The organism is Pedobacter sp. 10L46_2, assembly GCF_056395165.1.
The window spans coordinates 1-18439 of record NZ_JBFTIZ010000074.1; the positions used below are offsets into that span (position 1 = coordinate 1).

Consider the following 18439-nt stretch of genomic DNA (forward strand, 5'->3'; position numbering starts at 1 on the left):
GCATAAAATACCTTATTGACTTTTCTTCTTAAAAAGACCATTAATTTTATCGGCAATCGCATTTTTAGCTTTTTCTGTTGCTTGTGATTTGATGGTATCAAGTTTAGCCTGAGCAACGGCTTTAATCTCCTCTTTTTTCTCGGCAACTACCTGGTTAACGGCTTCCTTAGCTCCCGCTTTTGCATCCCCTGCACCGTATTTTAGGTTAATAGTAGGTTTTAAAATTGTACCACCTAATACCGCATTTACTTTTATAGTTTCACTCATAGCAACATTAGTACCAGCCTTGCTATTCAGCTTAGCAATAAAGGCGTTTGCCGTTTCATTTGCTTTTGCTCCAAGCATAGCTCTCGGTACATTTAACCCAAGCTGATAATCCATGCTCTGGTCTAAACCATTTGAACCCTGAATATTCATCAAAATACCTTCTTTTTTAATGTCAAAAGGCGCAACATTTAAACGACCGTCTTTAATCTTGAACTTAGTAAGTACATTATTTAATTCCAACTTTTTAAATTTATCGGAACTTAACGCTGAAGCCAGTTTATTTAATGGCTCAAATCCATCAAGTACTGCCTGAATAATGTTAGTTAAACCCTCTGCATTTATAGAAGAGTAAACAGGCATCATATTTTGATCCAGATCTGAATTAAACTTTAAATTAGTAGAGAATACTCCTTTTGCGAATTTGGCAACCGGGGCCAATAACTTTACAGTATTAAAAGCAGTAAATGCTTTTTGGATATCCATTTTTTCTATGCCGAAATCAACATCAACCTTTGGTTTTTTAGAATCTATTGTGGCGTATGACCCGTTCATCTTCACCGTACCATCAAGCATGTTCATACCCATATCCTTAAAGTATATGGTCTTGTTTTTAACTTCTAAAGCTCCCTTTGCATTAGTGATATCATAATTATCATATAGCACCCGTCCCGCTTTTGCGGTCATATCAAAATCAATATTTCCGGGCACTTCAAATACAGTTAATTTCGAATCGCTCTTTTTTTCTGTTTCCACTGTACTTTTTGGTCCCATCAGCTCATTAACATCAATTAAGTTCGAAGCCACGTTGAATGTTCCTTGTAAAGCCTGGTTCTTTTTAAAGAAGTAGCTCAGGTAGTTATTTACCGTACCATTTGCGGCGAAATCACTTTTACCAACCTTAGCTGTAAGGTTACTTAACGTGATATTTTTAGGGCTAAAAGACATTTTTGCCGAGGGCACACTGACTGGCATCGGCACATTTTTACCTGAATAATTGAAATTGCTTGCCAGCATTTGTCCTGATGCTTTGAATGCTTCATACTGTCCTTTATCAATAGATGATTTACGTCCTGCCGCCTGCACATCTGCATCCAGAATACCACTTAAGGTCATGTCCTTCATCGGGAAAATTGTAGTCAGCTGTTTTAAATCCAGCTTTCCTTTAAGTGCCATATCCAAAAATGGATCGGTTGTCGGATTTTTCAATAACAATCTTCCATCAATTGGTGCATTCCCAAACTCCATATGAAATGCAGGTACATTTACAACGGTATGATCCATTACACCATCGGGATTGCTGATTTGCGATTTCACTTGTATGTTATTAATTGCAGAAGGTAAAGAAGGATATTTTATCTTACCATTTTCTATAGAAAGGTTAACATTAAAAGCAGGCAATGATTTCTCATTATAGGTCCCTTTCGCACTTCCGTCCATTGCAAATTTACCTGTAGCATCCATGTCCTTAAAATTACTGGCATAAATTGCGGGTATTAAAGAAAGGAAATTTTTAAGTTCAGATTGCTTTGCATCAAACTTAAAATCCATAACTATGTCCTTATCATTTGGCATGGCAAGGTATCCCACCGCCGACAACAACAATTCATTAAGTTTAATCTTATTCTCGGCAAAAGTGAACTTCATATTCTTCATATCGATATCAATAGGAAGATCAGCATCAAGCTTTACCTTGTTCAAATAAGGAATACCACCATACTTAACTGTTAGTTTTTCTATATCAGACTGGGTTTTAAGGGTAAATAAATCTTGAGTAAAATCACCAGTACCTGTATGGTTCAAATTATCCATCTCCATGAAAAAACCTAAAGAGGCATCATCATAAACAACTTTACCTTTTTCAATTGCATACTTTTGCAAGGCTACTTTGAAAGCAGTTTTAGCAGTATCTGCTCCATCAGTGCCGGTACTATCTTTCTTTGCAATATCCCAGTTGGCCTGACCACTTTTCAATACTTTAGCCAGAATCTTTGGTTCTTCAAGATTAATTGATTTTATCTCATACTTTTCACCCTTAATCACACTCATTAAGTTCACATTCAATTGAAGTTGCTTAATGTTCGCTAAAGTGTCTTTAGCAAAGCTATCGATACCCAAAACCGTTAAGTTGTTGATCTTTATCCCCAGGTTAGGGAACGAACGGATTAAAGTTAAATCCAGATCTTTAAAATCTACTTTAGCATTTACACTCTCATTTATAGACGATTTAATCTTTGCATCAATCTCCTTTTTAAAGAACAAAGGAATTGCAGCCGCAGCGGCGAATAAAACAACAAATAAACCGATTACAACAATTGATATCTTTTTAAGCATGTATTTAATATATAAAATCTTTTAAAACTCCTTCATAGCAATAAACACACCAAATTACTTTTATTGATTAAACCATTCCTATCTTTATCCCTCTATAACTCTAGAATAACAAAAATTGTATATGAAAAGATTAATCTTCACAGCGATATTATTCATTAGTATGGGTACTATGGCATTTGCACAAAGTGATAAAAAGGTAAAAAAAACTCCTGAACAAAAGGCTCAGCATGCAACAGAGGAGTTGACTAAAAAGCTATCACTAACAGCCGATCAAAAGTCGAAAATTGAGGCAATAAACCTTGAAAGCTTTAAAAAAGTAAAGGATAGCAATCCTAAAGGCGAAAAGAAAGACAAAGCTGCTATTAAAGCCGCTAAAGATGAAAGAGATAACAAAATAAACGCAGTCTTGAACGACACTCAACGCAAAGCTTACAAAGAGTTTAAAGCAGAAAAGAAAAGCGAGAAGAAAGCAAACAAAAAAGATGCTCCAAAAAAAGCTGAATAATAACTACACCACTTGCTGACTTCATGTTATAATACCCGCCGTCATCTCTCCTGTCGTTGAGATGACGGTAGCTTTAAGAACGGTATGCTCTTTTAAAATTCTTAACTTTGTTTCATGAATAAAGAAATTGCTGTCATTTTTGACATGGACGGTGTGATCTGCCATACCAATCCTTACCATTCCCTCGCCTTCCGTGAGTTTTTTTCGACAAGAAACCTAGCTCCTACAGATGAAGAGTTCGCGCAACACATGTTTGGCAAATCGAATAGCTATATCCTCAGCCACTTCTTAAAAAGAAAAATTGAAGGCGAAGAACTTCTGCAATTAGAACAGGAAAAAGAAGGTCTTTTCAGAAAAATATATGAACCCAATGTAGAACCCATTTCAGGTTTAGTTGAGTTTATAAATAACCTAAAAAACAATGGTGCAAAATTAGGTGTAGCTACTTCGGCTCGTAATGGCCAGCGAAGATGTGAAAAAACATAAACCTGATCCTGAGGTTTACCTTACTTCGGCCAAAAATCTTGGCGTGTCACCTGATCAATGTATCGTGTTTGAGGATTCTTTTTCTGGTGTCTCGGCCGGATTAAATGCAGGCATGAAAGTAGTTGGTGTACTTACCTCTCATACCAAAGAAGAACTTCCTCCTTGCAACTTATATATCGACGACTATAAGAACCTGTCTTATGATACCATAAGTCGGCTAATTGACAAATAGAATTTACTTCTTTACGGTAATGCTTCTTCCTGTTACAAGAATAAACTTGTAAATCCGGTATAGGCCATCATCAGTAATTTCTATTTTCTCAACCAAGCCGGTTTTACTAAATGTATCGGTAACCAGATTACCAATTTTTACATCTTGTAATACACTCGATGGTGTTTCGTTATTTAATCTAATCATGACAGCAATGCGAAATTAAGAACCAAAGGTAGTTCTAAAATGTTATTTTAAGGCTAATCAATATATAGAGAAAAACTTGTCGCAAACAGCCCCTAAAATTGACCTTTTCGCACCTCTCTGCACCCATGAGTATTCTATAAATTTGTTTAACAACAATTTTTAAACTTACATAACTCAGAAAAACATGGCAAAAATGAATCCTTACTTAAACTTCGACGGCAAAGCCGAAGAAGCTTTTAATTTTTACAAATCTGTTTTTGGTGGTGAATTTAGTGCTGTCCACAGAATGACGGAAGCACCAGAATCTTCACAGCTTCCTGAAAATGAAAAAAATGGAATAATGCACATTGCATTACCAATTAACGAGCATACTACACTAATGGCATCAGATATCCTGCCTTCATGCGGACATATTTTAAATGCAGGAAACAATGTGCAAATATCACTTCATCCTGTAAGCAGAGAAGAGACAGAACATCTTTTTAACGGACTATCAGCAGGTGGAACCGTTGAAATGCCCCTTGAAGATACTTTCTGGGGTGCTTATTTTGGAAGTTTTAAAGACAAATTCGGAGTCCAATGGCTGGTGAATTTTGAACAAGGCCAAAAATAAAGAGATCTTAATGCGGTAGTTAGAAAAAATGCCTGATGAAGACTTTCATCAGGCATTTTTTAATATAAATTAATAAATCTCGAAAAGATGACCAGCTGTCCCTTAATAAGGGCCAGATCTGCATCAATTTCCTTATTAATCCTTAAACCAAGTTCATCACAAGCCAATTTATAAAACGAAGCATGTACTGCCCCACCTACCAAATAAATTGGTATTTCTGGTTTTAATCCACCCAGCTCCGTACCAATCAGTAAGCCGCTTAAATAGTGTAAGTTTTGCTGAGAAGGAATGTTTTTAAGCACCTCATTGGTTCTCACCATAAAACTGGCATGTAAGAGATTTGAGTGCCTACTTGCCTTAACCCCTTCCTTAAAGCGCTCCTGATTTTGAGGATCACCAAAATCTCCTCCTTCCTCTACCGAAGCCGATAATATGCTATTCACAGATAGAAGATTAAAAAATTCACCCGTCATATAGGTCTTAAAGCTTACCGCCTGGCTATTTTTTATCACAATATGCTTAGGGTGTGTACCCGGCAGAATTAACAATTGCTCCTGATCTTTATTATCCAAAAGCGTATCGCTGCCCACAATTTTAGTTTCCTCGCCACGCATTACATCACAATCAGTCATGGCTCCAGATATAATTACAAACGGGTTAGCTCCCGTACTATCAGCCATAAACTCTGTTTTCAGATCTGAACCGTCAAGATTAAATGGCAATTTCTTATAAGGCAAGTCCACCATTCCAATGGTAGACGAGGCCATCCCCGAAAACAGGACAGGGATACCATCAGTTACCATATTTAAATTCTGCTGCAATGATCTGATTTCATCTTTTACGATAGATGCATAAAAATCTGCCCGCGACAGAACAGTCCCTCCCTTTTGCTGCCAAAGTTTATAAGTATCCGAAATTCCACGGCTACTCTTTGTTTCAGCAACAACGGCAAGATTTTTTGCCTGAATCAAACGAAGTCTGAAGGAACTTGTCCCCCAATCACAGCTAAAAAAATGATCCATTAATTCTTCGTTTTAATACGTTCCACGTTCCCAACCAGAAAGATGTATGAGCATGCCCCCATAAACCCTAAAACTGCGATAAAGATCAATGCCGGGGCAAAATTCCCGCCGCTGGCCAGAAACCCGATAACAATTGGTACGACTATCCCCGAAAGCTGCCCTATAAAATTGAATACCCCACCCGTTATGTTAATAAGGTGCTTTGGCGCAAGGCTGGAAACAAAGATCCAGGTAATCGATGCAAAGCCCACTCCAAAAAAGGATAAAGCCATAAAGAAAATGATTAGCCCAGGTGTATCAACAAAATTAGCTCCCAGAATAAATACGGAAATTAAAAGCCCAATAATGATTGGTCTCTTACGTGCTTTTGCGGCAGATACTCCTTTTTTTATTAAATAATCAGATAAAAACCCAGAGCAAAGCACACCAGCAAATGCTGCAAGGTAAGGTATGGATGCCCAGTATCCAGATTTGATAAAATCCAACCCCCTGTAATCAACCAGATACTTTGGAAACCAGGTAAGGAAAAACCACAAAGTGGAATTGACCGCAAACTGACCTATATATATCCCCCATAATTTTCGGTGCGACAATACTTCTTTCAAATCAGCCCACTTAAACTTCTTTTTTGAATCTGCGTCGGCAATAGATTTTCCATCCATTAACCCTCCTCCGCTCTCTATGAGTTTAAGCTCTGCTTCATTTACTTTCGAATGTTTTAAAGGATCACGGTAAAAAACATACCATACAACTCCCCATAACACACCTATTAAACCGGTTACCACAAATAAACCCTTCCAACCCACATAAAATTGAATTTTCGAAAGTACCGGCATTAAAAAAGCCAACCCCAGAAACTGGCCCGAAGTATAAACTGCAATTGCCGACGCCCTTTCATTATCAGGAAACCAATTACTCACCACCCTGTTATTAATTGGAAATGCAGGGGCCTCAAATGCTCCGGTTGCCATTCTAAGGCCAAATAGCGTAATAAACCCTTTGGCAAAACCTTGTACAATGGTGGCAAATGACCAGGTGATGAGACTAACCGCATATAGAATACGTGGACTAAAGCGGTTCACCAATATCCCACCTGGAATCTGAAACAACAGATATGTCCAGCTGAAAGCAGAAAAGATCAGTCCCATCTGCACAGACGAGAATTTAAACTCTTTACCAATATCAGAGGCTGCAACTGCCAGATTGCTCCTGTCCATGTAATTGATAACTACATTAACAAAAATCAAAAAAAGAATCTGATAGCGAATTTTCGTTGGCTTCATATTCTATAATTTACCATTCAGCAACACTGCCATCCTCATGTCTCCAAACAGGATTCCTCCAGTTATGCCCAATCGCGGCCATTTTTCTTACATGCTCTTCATTAATTTCAATTCCTAACCCAGGCTTATCCGGAATTTTCACATATCCATTTTCATACTCAAAAACAGTTTTATCGGTTAAATAATCCAGCAGGTCACTTCCCTGATTATAATGTATCCCCAAACTTTGCTCCTGAATAAAGGCATTATGACAAGTTGCATCCACCTGTAGACATGCCGCCAGAGCAATCGGCCCTAACGGACAATGTGGTGCAGCTGCAACATCAAAAGCCTCTGCCATAGAGATTATCTTTTTACACTCCGTTATTCCCCCGGCATGGGAAACATCAGGTTGAATAATATCAACATATCCTTCCTTCAGCAGCGTTTTAAACTGCCACTTCGAAAACATCCTTTCACCTGTAGCAATAGGAATAGAAACATGATTGGCTATCTCCCTAAGGTCTTCATTATTTTCGGGCAATACCGGTTCTTCAATAAACATTGGACGGTATTGTTCTAACTCCTTAGCCAGAATTTTAGCCATAGGCTTATGCACACGGCCATGAAAATCTATTCCAATTCCGAATGCAGGTCCAACTGCCTCTCTTACCGCAGCTATACGTTTTATGGCCTCATCAATTTTATCATAACTGTCTACATACTGAAGTTCCTCAGTAGCATTCATTTTTACTGCTAAAAAACCTTGCTCAGCCATTTTCTTTGCGGCCAGTCCCACATCAGCCGGACGATCTCCGCCAATCCATGAATATACCTTCATCTTATCCCTGGCTTTTCCACCTAATAACTGATGAACCGGAGCATTAAAAAACTTTCCTTTAATATCCCATAATGCCTGATCTATACCCGCTATCGCGCTCATCAGAATTGGGCCACCACGATAAAAACCTGCCCTGTACATCACATTCCAGTGATCTTCAATATTCATAGGATCCTTACCTATAAGATATTCCATTAATTCTTCAACCGCAGCTTTTACTGTTGCCGCTTTCCCCTCAATAACAGGTTCACCCCATCCAACAATCCCCTCATCAGTTTCAATCTTTAAAAACAGCCATCTTGGTGGCACCTGGAACAATTCGTAGCTTCTAATTTTCATGTTGGGATATTTTTATAAGTTAACTGCCTGAACAAAGGCTTGAGCTTTAGCAGTAAGTTTGGAAAGATATTCTGGTGCAACTTCTTGTTTGGTATTAACCAGTGCACTGCCAATTCCAAATCCAACAGCACCAGCATTTTTAAAGTCTTTAATGTTTTCGAGCGTAACACCTCCTGTAGGCAATAGCGGGATTTGAGGCAATGGCCCGGCAATATCTTTTAGATAGGAAGGAGAAGTTGCCGGAAATACTTTCACAATGTCGGCTCCATTTTTATAAGCATAGTAGATTTCAGTAGCCGTATATGCACCCGGAATATTCACTACACCAAGGCTTTTTGCTATTTTAATCACCTCTATATCCACTATTGGCGAAAGGATAAAGCTTGCTCCTGCAGCAACAGCCTTTTTTGCCGAGTCAACATCAAGAACAGTACCTGCACCAATGATCATCTTGCTACCGAATTTATCGTTAAGCTCTTTTATAACAGTAAGTGGCTGCGCCGAGTTCATTGTAATTTCGAGTATACGAATCCCTCCTGCATATAATGCATCAGCTATTTTTATCACGTCGGCAGGATTCGCACCGCGAATAATGGCAATAATTTTATGTTCTAAGATCTGAGATAATGTAGACATAGGAATATAATTAGTGACCTGCTTTTTTTGCCAGGTCAACTTTTAATAAATAGTTATCGGCAGTAATGAAAAGTGTTTTATAATTATCTGCAAAGGCACAATTGGACGTACTGCCTTCAATCTTTATTTTTCCAAGCAGCGTACCCTTCTTATTGTATATCCAAACTCCGCCCTGGCCGGTTGTAAAAACATTGCCTTGCTTATCAATCTTGATGCCGTCAGTACCCCTGTCATTTTGAAAAATCCTTCCATTTATCAATAATCCGTCTTTATTCAGATCATAAAGGTACAAATAGGGCTTTTCACCATCTGAATTTGCTATTAATAAGCTTTTTTCGCCCGGGAAGAAAGCGATTCCATTTGGCCTTGAAATCGAGTCTACTAATAAGGTTACTTCTCCATTTTTAGAAATCTTATATACTCCCTGATACGGAGCTGCTTTTGATGGATTATTGACGCCCTTTTCTAGCCCATAAGGTGGGTCTGTAAAATAAATATCGCCATTGCTTTTAACAATCAGATCGTTCGGGCTATCGAATTTTTTTCCTTTATATTCATTTGCAAGTGTAATATACTCTGCCTTAGGATCATCCAGTGAAGCATTCATGAGCGCTACTCTCCTATCGCCATGTTGGCATAACAGCAGTTGTCCTTTGTGATTAAGCGTTAACCCGTTCGATCCCAGTTCTTCTGTTCTGGGCTGAGTTCCGGTGTAGCCTGAGTGTTCAAGATAAACCTCCTTACCTTTTTCGGGTGTCCATTTGTAAACAGTATTGTTTAAGACATCTGAAACCAACAACATCCTTTTGCTTTCTATCCATAGTGGTCCTTCAACCCAACCGAAACCATCGGCAATCACTTCAACCTTAGCATCATGATTTATGATGACATCCAATTCTTTACTTAATTTTTCTATTTTCCCATCGGGTTCTTTTTTTGTTGGCTGTGCAAACAAAACAGATATGTTCAAAAAGATGATTAAAAAACAGGATACGGCACTGCAGGACTTGATTTGGTTTATCATTTGGCATAAAAAAAGCATGAACAATAACGTAAGATAAAAATAAAAATATTTATCCTCGTAAAGTCATGCTTCTTTATTCTGATTTGCGATCTCTTGCGAATCAGATAACACTATTCCTGCCTATTCTTTTACAGGTTCTTTAGCTTGTTCTGGAGCTTTACCAATTAACTCCATAAACTGATCTAATTTAGGTGTTATAATAATCTGTGTACGTCTGTTTCTTGCTTTGCCATCTGGCGTATCGTTTCCTGCAATCGGATTATATTCACCTCTACCTCCGGCGGTTAAGCGTTTCGGTTCTACACCATAATTATTCTGCAACGACTGAACTACTGATGACGCTCTTAAAGCACTTAAATCCCAGTTGTTTCGAATATTTGTTTGCGAAATAGGTACRTTATCCGTATTACCTTCAATCAATACATCATACCCCTGGTAATCTTTAATGATTTTAGCAATTTTGCTTAGTGTTTCACCCGCTTTATCTGAGATTTCGTAGCTTCCAGATTTATAAAGCATGTTATCCGACAAAGAGATATAAACTACTCCTTTTAGCACTTTCACGTCCACATCTCTCATTTCTTCTCTACTTAATGAACGTGTAAGATTATTGGTTAACACCAAATTAAGTGAATCACTTTTGTTTTTAGTATTTACGAGGTGTTGGATGTATTTATTTGAGGCATTAATCTCATCAACCAATTTAGAAATATTTACATTACCCTGGCTGGTAGAGCTCAAACATTTATCAAGCGCGGCCTGCAAAGAAGCTGAGTTTGCTTTTTCTGAGGCAATTTGTTCTTCCAAGCTTTTTACTCGTGATGTTGTTCCAGAGAGTTCCTGTTGACCGGACTGATACTTCTGATTCAAATCCTTAGTCTTTTCTTTTAATTGATCGTAACTAGATTGGAGATCGTTATACTTTTTGTTACTAACACAACCCTGGGTTACCACAGCTGCTATCAGTACTACCGGTATTAAACTGGAAAATTTCATAATCCTATTAAATTTATAAGTCAAAATAATAGAACTGCAATCTTTATGCCATGCTGCTCTTGATCTATAATTAAAGAGGTGTCCAAAACGCGTTTTGGACACCTCCTATAAGAACTTTACAAAATCTTTCGGATATTCAACAAAGCCCTGTCTTAAATAAAACCGGTGTGCATCAGTACGTCTTGCATTGCTGTGAACCATAATTCTTTTACATTTCCTTTCAATAGCTAATGCAGTGCAGCGCTCTTCCAAAGCTTTACCAATTCCCAGTCTTCTGGAATTATCATCAACCACAAAGTAGCTAATTACCGCATAGTCAGCTTCAAAAGCTATTTGAGGAATGAAATGAAGGGATAAAAAACCTAATACCTTTCCTTCTAATTCACAGACAAGGTCGCAATGATCAGAAGATTTAGAGAGATCAATGAGTTTTTTCGCAATAAACCCTTCTTCAGTAGGATAACCAAGTTGTTCCATTAAAATCCGAATAGCGCTGGCGTCCTTATGTTCTGCTTTCCTGATGTTCATAACCTTATTAGAAATAAAAGTCTAATCTATAACTTTTAGGTCATACTTAGATTTTAACATAGATCTTCTTTTTGTCCATTATATACCCAACCAGCCAGCAAACCATCATAAAGCTCAGCGCAAAAACCAGCGTCCCAAACGCTCCTGGAAATAAAGCTTGATAAAAAACGTTGTTGATCCAGTTGTAAAAGCTCAGCCCCGGTTTTACCCATATTAACTGAAAAACGACCAGCAAGAGTTCCGACAAAAGATAAATAGCCAGAGAGTTCCTCCCAAATACCAGAAAAAAATTATTCCCAAAGTTGATCTTCTTTATCTCTATAAAGTAAATAAGAACCCCTATGATCACCAGATCCAACCCCACTGTGAGCAACACAAATGAGCTGGTCCAAAGCTTTTTTGCTATTGGAAAAAATTGTCCCCAAAACAATGAAAGAAAAATAAGTAAGGCACCAACAAGCAGTAGCTTAACCACAGACTCATAATTTCTTCCTTTTTCCTGAATATAGGCTCCTGCCAAATATCCACCGATCACATTAACAATACCTGTTAACGTGCTAAGCAGCCCCTCAGGGTCAAATGCAATCGGCCCTCCTTTATCATGATATAAATGAGCGTCACCCAAAATAAAAATATCCAAACGAGTACCCGCATTACCGAGCATGGTATATTCCTGACCTTGTTCTCCAAACAGCAATAAAAATACCCAGTAACCTAAAAGCAGGGCTATTGAAATGATCAGGGCAGATTTTTTTGAGCAATAATGAACAATTAGCGCCCCAAACAAATAACAAAGTGCGATACGCTGTAATACTCCCATTATTCTGGTATTACTAATCTCGTTAAACACCCAGTTACCATCGTCTCTATGCATAAATGGGAACCAGTACATTAAATAACCCAGTAAAAAGATGATAGCAGATCTTTTAAATATCTTCATCAAAAAACTGCTATCACTTTCAAATTTCTTTTTTGAAAAGCTCAATGCATTACCAACTGCAAAAAGAAATGATGGAAAAACCAGATCAGTTGGCGTAAAGCCAAACCATGCGGCATGATCTAAAGGAGCCCACTGTGGGGCTCCTGAACCTGGAGAATTTACAATGATCATAAAACAAATGGTCATTCCTCTAAAAATATCCAGGGTGGCAAATCTTTCTTGCATAAATGAGTTTAGTAATTCGGATTTTGTTTTAACACACCGTTACTTTTATCTATCTCAACCTGAGGAATTGGATAATAATAATGCTTAGGTCGCACAAAAGTCACTGTTTTGCCCTGATCTACCGGAGCTTTTGATTTTGCCAGATTATATATTGCCGCTATATCAACTAAGTTCTTTTTATCCCATCTCATCAAATCCTGATGTCTTTCGCCTTCTCCTGCCAATTCAACACGTCTTTCATGAATCAATTCTTTCATTCCTGCATTTACAACAGGGGGTAATAATACTGATGCCCTGCGTCTTACCTGGTTAATCAATGCATCACCAGCTCCAGCGCCCTGAGTACGGATCTTTGCTTCGGCAACTAAAAGATAAATATCAGACGACCGCATTAACGGAACTGCATAATTATGGTCTACACCATTTCCTTCCGAAGAACCGGCCGGAAAAAACACCGCGTATTTACGAAAGCTAAATCCGGTTGATGACAAATCTGATGTAAACTCAGTATCACCTTTGCCATCCCCTAAATCTATCTTATCTCCTACGCTTAATAATGTAGCAGATTTACGTGGGTCGTTTAATTCAAATTCATCTGCGAGTCCTTTTAATGGCTGACTAAATCCGTATCCTCCCCAGGCTCTTGGAATATAATAAACTGTATAATCATTAGACATCACATTCTGTAATCCTTGTACAGACATCAGGAGCTCAGTACTGTTTTTATTAGCCCTCGTAAAGTTCTCTGCATAAGTAGCTGCCAATGCATATTTACTATTGTTTATTAATTTTTCACCGGTTGTAATTGCTTCCGGCAACTTTTCCCAATACATATACAATTTAGTTAACAACCCTAGAGCCGTTCCCTTACTCACCCTTCCAAAATCCGCAGCGCCATAGTTTTCCGGTAAAAGGTCTACAGCTTTCAAAAGATCTGCTTCAATTTGTTTACGAACCTCCTCAATTGAAGATTTAGGTATGTTGAAGTTACTCTTAGCGTAATCTTCCTCGTTAACAATAGGTACGTCGCCATAGATTACCATTAATCTCCAATAGCCAAACGCCCTGAAGAAATAAGCTTCTCCCATGCTACGGTCTTTTATAGCAGGAGTAATATCAGTGATTTTTGGGATGTTGATAATCGCATTTGTTGAGCGGTTCACCGTCTCATATTTATAGGTCCAGCTAAAATTTATCTGTGCATTTGATGCATTGTAAGTCAAATTCTCTATTGCTTCATCCTCAGCATGATCTCCTGAACGCCAGTAATCATCTGATGCTACATCAAATGTAGTTTCAGCATGAGAAATGTAATCTTCTTGGGCTAATAAGTTATAAATACCAGAAATTGTATTTACAGCATCGGTTTCATTTCTGAAATAGTTATCTGTATTGTAAACCCCTTTCTGAGTGAGGTCCAGATTTTTCTTACATGCAGTGGAAAAAGCCACTACAAATAGACATGTATATATGATATATTTTGTTTTCATGGTGATTAGATTTTAAGGGTTAAACCAAATGTGAACGAGCGTACAGATGGATATTGAGCAACATCAACGCCTCTTTGTCTATTGCCATTTGTATATCCCAGTTCAGGAGTATAACCCGAATAATTGGTAATCATGAATAAATTCTGACCAGTCACATATAGCCTTAAGCTATTAAAAGTGGCCTTTTTTACAATAAAATCAGGCAGTGTATAGCCTATTGTTAAATTCTTTAAGCTAACATAGTTACCATTTTCAACAAACAGATCTGAAGTACGATAGTTCTCATTTGCACGATCAAGTGACATCCTTGGTATTGAATTACTCGTTCCCGGCCCTGTCCATCTATTTAATGTTTCTGCATAAAGATTAAAAGAATAGGTTGGATCAGTGCCTTGCATCCTGTCTGCATTATACAAGCTCACTCCAAATACGCCTGTTACGTTTGCCGACAAGTCGAATCCTTTGTAAGACAGCGTGGTTTGAAAGCCCAAAGTTGCTTTTGGATTAGGGTTTCCCAGATAGGTTCTATCTGCTCCATCAATCATACCATCTCCGTTAATGTCAACAAAACGAACATCTCCTGGCTTTATAGCACCTTTTCTTGAATCATTCTTCAAATAAGGATCATTGTCAACCTCAGCCTGAGTTTGGTACAGTCCTGCTGTTTTCCACCCATAAAAAGAAGCTATAGACTGGCCTTCATAGGTTCTTGAAATTTCCTGACTAGAACGGCCATACACTGTAGAAGGAATAAAGGCATTTAAGCCATAAAGCTTAGTTACTTCATTTTTGATGAATGAGCCGTTAAGCCCAAAAGAGTATTTAAAGGTATCACCCGATTGGTAGTTCACCTCTGCCTCTATACCACGATTATTCATGTTACCAATATTAATGTCAGGAGCAGTTACTCTTCCTGCTGTTCCTATCAATAAGGCAGGCACAAGCATTTTATTGGTGTTTTTATCAAAATAGGTAATTGTAGTGCTTAACTTATTGTTTAAAAAGCCTGCCTCCAAACTCACATTGGTCATGGCTGCACGCTCCCAGGTGATATCCGGATTTGCAGTTATTGTTACTGCCGAACCATTAACACCAAAACCTCCAAAAGTATAGCCATTTGTACCATAAGTATTCCCCACAACTATCGAACTCGCGTACTGGAAACCACGTATATTCTGGTTACCCAGCTCTCCCCATCCTCCGGTGATCTTTAAATTGCTTATCCAGCTCACATCTTTCATGAATTTCTCATTAGATACTCTCCACCCTAAAGAGAATGCAGGGAAGTAACCCCAACGGTTTCCGGCAGCAAATTTTGATGAACCATCTGCTCTAAAAGTCAGGGTTGCTAAAAATCTGCCATCGTAATCATAAAATCCTCTTGCAAAAACTGATTCCAGGCCCGACGGATCATCATAACTACCATCGGCAGTTAAAAAGGCATTTCCTTTTCTTAAAGTCCTTTGGTCTTTAGAAGTATCGTCATACCCCACTCTGCCAGCAGAGAAATAGCTTCCTCTAAAACTTTGCGAAGAATATCCACCAGTGAAAGTGATATGACTTTTGCTGATTACTTTATCGTAAGTAAGAACAAGATCTAACAAGTGTGAATAATTCTCCGCTTCTGCCTGCGTTAATGTTGAACTTGTTGTTTCTCTTGTTTGGATTCTGTCTTCTATGTTAAAAGAATAACTGCGGCCAATTGTACCATCGAAACCATAGTTAGCGCGGAATTTTAAATCTTTATAAATAGGCACCTCTGCAAACACATTGGCAATAGCCCTGTATTTACGGTTATAAGCATCAGCCTGTTGAATGGTTGAATAAGGGTTATTGATATCACCTAACTGGTTGGCAAAAGCTTTTGAGGTTCCATATGTTCCATCATCATTCATTGTTGGAATTGCAGGATTAAACCTTAACGCAGAAAAGAGAAGGCCTGTCTGAGAATCATTATTATTAAAACCATTGGTTTCCCCATAAGTTACCTGCAAGTTTTGCCCTAATTTTAACCAGGGTTTAATCTTATGCTCCGAATTGATGCGGGTACTAAAGCGTTTAAAGTAAGACTTGTCGATAATCCCTTTTTCATCATAAAAAGAAGTAGAAAAATAATAGGTAGAAACCTCATTACCTCCCTGCAGATTAAGATCGATATTATTTACTTTTCCGCTTCCCAGGATGGCCTTCTGCCAGTCTGTGCGCTGGGTCGAGTAATACGCATCATTCCATGGTGCTTCAATAGCAGCCCCATCGTTAGTAAATCTTTCCCTTTTAAGTGCATAAAGATCAGGAGCCGTAAGCAAGTCGATGTACTTGGTAGATTTAGAAACACCTGTATATGCATTGATGGAAGTAGCTAATTTCTGACTGTAACTACCTCTTTTAGTTGTTACCAAAACTACTCCATTCGCAGCTCTTGTACCATAAATAGCGCTTGACGATGCATCCTTTAATATCTCTATTGAAGCGATATCGTTAGGGTTAACATCACTTAAGGCGTCAGGATTACCTGAAGGCACTCCATCAATTACTACCAAAGGATTAGCATCATTTATAGTACCGGTACCACGGATACGGATACTTGGCGCAGCACCTGGAGTTCCATCATTACGAACTATATTAACACCCGTTGCTCTGCCTTCCAATGCCTGGGCAACTGTACTTACAGGTAAATTCTGAATATCGCTACCTTTAATACTGGCTATTGATCCTGTAACATCTATTTTTTTAGAGGTACCATAACCTACAACTACAATCTCATCCAAATTGGAATTCGTTTCAACCATAGTAATGGTCAGGTTAGTTTGTCCGGCTATATTAACAATCTGTTTTTCATAGCCAACATAACTAAACTCTAAAACCCCGTTTTCAGGAGCATTAATTACAAACTCGCCGTTAACATTAGTTGTAGCCCCAATATTGGTTCCTTGCAATTTAACACTAACCCCTATAAGTGTCTCTCCTTTTGAATCAACAACTTTACCTTTTATGGCAATTTGGGCTTCTGGCGCACCAATGATTACCACATGATCATCAGCTATTTTATATGGCAATTTACTGCCCATTAATGCATCCATAATGGCGTGGATACCCGCATCTTTTACCTGCAAATCTACTTTACCCAGCTTCTTTAAGCTGGCATAATTGTAAAAAAAGCGGTAGTTACTTTGTTTTTGAATCTTTGTGAGAATGTTGCTTACTTCCGTCTGCTTTAAATCAAGTGAGAACTTTTCCTGAGAGTAAACATTCGCCGAAACCTGTAAACAGGTGAACATAATTAGTAATAATGCTCCTTTCATTAGCAAAATTATTTTAAAAGGTGGTTGCATATAAAGCCACGCAAAAGCTTTTGTAATCTTTTTCATTACATTTGTTTTTGAAAATTAAGGAATAGAGTAAGTCCATTACAACGCTTACTCTTGTGAATTAAATCCGGATTTTTAAGGGGAAGAACTGCAATTCTTCCCTTATTTATTTGTGGATTTTCAGGAATCGGTTAGATAAAATTTCTTCATTTTTTTAGTTTAATTTGGTTTTTATTATTGGTTAATTATTTGCTTAAGGTGCAGAGAGGTGAACTACTCCTTTATCCCTTCTGAACTTAAATGGAGTAGTCATTTTTATTAAGGAGAGTGCTTGTTCCAAAGATTCTTCTTCAAACACCCCACTAATTTCTTCTTTTTTCAAGGTTTCATTATCAAATACCATTTTCACATCAAATCGTCTCTCAATCTGTTTACCTACTTCTTCAAAACTTTCATTTGTAAAAATCATTTTATTGCTCAACCAGGCAATCTCTTTAACGTCCTGTGTATTGGCTTCAGATAGTCTCTCTAGCTGATACTCCAGTACGGCTGCTTTTTTATCAGCATTTCTGCCCTGCTCCAGGTCATTTGCAACAGTGAGCTTTTCATTAGGCAGCATCACAATCTTCTTTTCTGGCTTATCATTTAATTCAACCAGGATTTTTCCGCTAAGCAATGTAGTTTCAACCTTTTTATCTGTTGCATATGCCTTAACATTAAATACAGTTCCCAATACCTTTACAATGAACTTGTCGGTATGAACCAGAAAAGGCCTTTTAGGATTTTTTTCGACTTGAAAAAAACCTTCACCCTTCAGGCTCACTTCTCTGCTTGTAGCAGAAAACACTTCCGGATAAGTAAATGTACTCCCTGCATTCAATTTAACTTTTGTGCCATCAGACAATTTCAAGTCTCTGGTTTTTCCAAAAGGAACATAGATCCGGTGCATTTCTGAACCTGCAAACTGATCCGGAACAGCTGGTTTTCTTCCATAGAAAAAAAACACAGTTAAAACGCCCACAACCAACGCTGCGGCTATCCACTTCCAATATATTAATGAACTTATCTTAGCCTCTTTAACAGGTGTAATCGTGTTTTCCTCTGTTCTGATTTTATCCCAAAGCCCATCAATTTTTTGATTAATATCTTTTTGTTTTACTAAAGTGTCTGGTTGCTTTTCCTCTGTGGTCAATGCATCTGTAAAAGCC

15 protein-coding genes and 1 pseudogene are annotated in these 18439 nt (G+C 38.0%); 3 read left to right on the forward strand and 13 right to left on the reverse strand.

What is annotated here, in order from left to right; genetic code table 11:
* Positions 1–12: 12 nt before the first annotated feature.
* Positions 13–2598, reverse strand: coding sequence for an AsmA-like C-terminal region-containing protein (locus tag AC1DDX_RS10425; RefSeq protein WP_337716508.1), 2586 nt, complete (start codon positions 2596–2598; stop codon positions 13–15).
* Between the two features lie 121 nt (positions 2599–2719).
* Here AC1DDX_RS10425 and AC1DDX_RS10430 point away from each other — a divergent pair, with 121 nt between their 5' ends.
* Positions 2720–3103 carry a hypothetical protein gene (locus AC1DDX_RS10430; protein WP_172659646.1) on the forward strand — a complete coding sequence of 128 codons (384 nt, stop codon included), beginning with the start codon at positions 2720–2722 and terminating at the stop codon, positions 3101–3103.
* Between the two features lie 144 nt (positions 3104–3247).
* Positions 3248–3683: pseudogene (locus AC1DDX_RS10435) on the forward strand (HAD family hydrolase); the annotation flags it as partial.
* 141 nt (positions 3684–3824) lie between these two features.
* On the opposite strand, the gene AC1DDX_RS10440 reads toward AC1DDX_RS10435, so the two are convergent.
* Positions 3825–4007 (reverse strand): hypothetical protein, encoded by a 183-nt coding sequence (locus AC1DDX_RS10440; RefSeq protein WP_172659644.1) that lies wholly within the window; start codon positions 4005–4007, stop codon positions 3825–3827.
* Between the two features lie 193 nt (positions 4008–4200).
* Between AC1DDX_RS10440 and AC1DDX_RS10445 the strand changes: the two genes are divergently transcribed.
* On the forward strand, positions 4201–4620 hold the full coding sequence (locus tag AC1DDX_RS10445) for a VOC family protein (protein WP_317171642.1): 420 nt from the start codon (positions 4201–4203) through the stop codon (positions 4618–4620).
* Positions 4621–4679: 59 nt separating this feature from the next.
* Here AC1DDX_RS10445 and AC1DDX_RS10450 read toward each other — a convergent pair whose 3' ends face one another.
* From AC1DDX_RS10450 to AC1DDX_RS10500, 11 genes are all read right to left on the reverse strand, one after another.
* A complete protein-coding gene (locus AC1DDX_RS10450; protein ID WP_337716506.1) occupies positions 4680–5642 on the reverse strand; it encodes a 2-dehydro-3-deoxygalactonokinase in 963 nt (320 codons plus the stop codon).
* Positions 5642–6925 carry an MFS transporter gene (locus AC1DDX_RS10455; protein ID WP_172659641.1) on the reverse strand — a complete coding sequence of 428 codons (1284 nt, stop codon included), beginning with the start codon at positions 6923–6925 and terminating at the stop codon, positions 5642–5644. Before AC1DDX_RS10455 ends, AC1DDX_RS10450 begins: the two co-directional genes overlap by 1 nt.
* A gap of 10 nt (positions 6926–6935) precedes the next feature.
* Positions 6936–8084: a galactonate dehydratase gene (dgoD, locus tag AC1DDX_RS10460; protein WP_288878759.1), complete on the reverse strand. Its 1149-nt coding sequence runs from the start codon at positions 8082–8084 to the stop codon at positions 6936–6938.
* Positions 8085–8096: 12 nt separating this feature from the next.
* On the reverse strand, positions 8097–8720 hold the full coding sequence (locus AC1DDX_RS10465) for a bifunctional 4-hydroxy-2-oxoglutarate aldolase/2-dehydro-3-deoxy-phosphogluconate aldolase (protein ID WP_288878758.1): 624 nt from the start codon (positions 8718–8720) through the stop codon (positions 8097–8099).
* A 10-nt stretch (positions 8721–8730) separates the two neighbouring features.
* Positions 8731–9690 (reverse strand): SMP-30/gluconolactonase/LRE family protein, encoded by a 960-nt coding sequence (locus AC1DDX_RS10470; protein WP_337716505.1) that lies wholly within the window; start codon positions 9688–9690, stop codon positions 8731–8733.
* 174 nt (positions 9691–9864) lie between these two features.
* Positions 9865–10740 carry an OmpA family protein gene (locus AC1DDX_RS10475; protein WP_048906887.1) on the reverse strand — a complete coding sequence of 292 codons (876 nt, stop codon included), beginning with the start codon at positions 10738–10740 and terminating at the stop codon, positions 9865–9867.
* 105 nt (positions 10741–10845) lie between these two features.
* Positions 10846–11268, reverse strand: a complete 423-nt coding sequence (locus AC1DDX_RS10480) for a GNAT family N-acetyltransferase (protein WP_337716503.1) — start codon at positions 11266–11268, stop codon at positions 10846–10848.
* Between the two features lie 46 nt (positions 11269–11314).
* Positions 11315–12433, reverse strand: coding sequence for an acyltransferase family protein (locus AC1DDX_RS10485; protein WP_337716501.1), 1119 nt, complete (start codon positions 12431–12433; stop codon positions 11315–11317).
* Positions 12434–12441: 8 nt separating this feature from the next.
* Entirely contained in the window at positions 12442–13923 is a 1482-nt protein-coding gene (locus tag AC1DDX_RS10490) for a RagB/SusD family nutrient uptake outer membrane protein (protein ID WP_288878751.1), read from the reverse strand.
* Between the two features lie 5 nt (positions 13924–13928).
* A complete protein-coding gene (locus AC1DDX_RS10495) occupies positions 13929–17291 on the reverse strand; it encodes a SusC/RagA family TonB-linked outer membrane protein (protein WP_337716499.1) in 3363 nt (1120 codons plus the stop codon).
* A 193-nt stretch (positions 17292–17484) separates the two neighbouring features.
* Positions 17485–18439: FecR family protein (locus AC1DDX_RS10500; RefSeq protein ID WP_477622021.1), on the reverse strand; the 955-nt coding region annotated here is incomplete at its 5' end.

Coding starts and splice junctions, on each gene's coding strand:
- AC1DDX_RS10425 (WP_337716508.1), bottom strand. CDS start 2,598: ATGCTTAAAAAGATATCAATTGTTGTAATCGGTTTATTTGTTGTTTTA.
- AC1DDX_RS10465 (WP_288878758.1), bottom strand. CDS start 8,720: ATGTCTACATTATCTCAGATCTTAGAACATAAAATTATTGCCATTATT.
- AC1DDX_RS10455 (WP_172659641.1), bottom strand. CDS start 6,925: ATGAAGCCAACGAAAATTCGCTATCAGATTCTTTTTTTGATTTTTGTT.
- AC1DDX_RS10430 (WP_172659646.1), top strand. CDS start 2,720: ATGAAAAGATTAATCTTCACAGCGATATTATTCATTAGTATGGGTACT.
- AC1DDX_RS10445 (WP_317171642.1), top strand. CDS start 4,201: ATGAATCCTTACTTAAACTTCGACGGCAAAGCCGAAGAAGCTTTTAAT.
- AC1DDX_RS10450 (WP_337716506.1), bottom strand. CDS start 5,642: ATGGATCATTTTTTTAGCTGTGATTGGGGGACAAGTTCCTTCAGACTT.
- dgoD (WP_288878759.1), bottom strand. CDS start 8,084: ATGAAAATTAGAAGCTACGAATTGTTCCAGGTGCCACCAAGATGGCTG.
- AC1DDX_RS10490 (WP_288878751.1), bottom strand. CDS start 13,923: ATGAAAACAAAATATATCATATATACATGTCTATTTGTAGTGGCTTTT.
- AC1DDX_RS10495 (WP_337716499.1), bottom strand. CDS start 17,291: ATGAAAAAGATTACAAAAGCTTTTGCGTGGCTTTATATGCAACCACCT.
- AC1DDX_RS10480 (WP_337716503.1), bottom strand. CDS start 11,268: ATGAACATCAGGAAAGCAGAACATAAGGACGCCAGCGCTATTCGGATT.
- AC1DDX_RS10485 (WP_337716501.1), bottom strand. CDS start 12,433: ATGCAAGAAAGATTTGCCACCCTGGATATTTTTAGAGGAATGACCATT.
- AC1DDX_RS10440 (WP_172659644.1), bottom strand. CDS start 4,007: ATGATTAGATTAAATAACGAAACACCATCGAGTGTATTACAAGATGTA.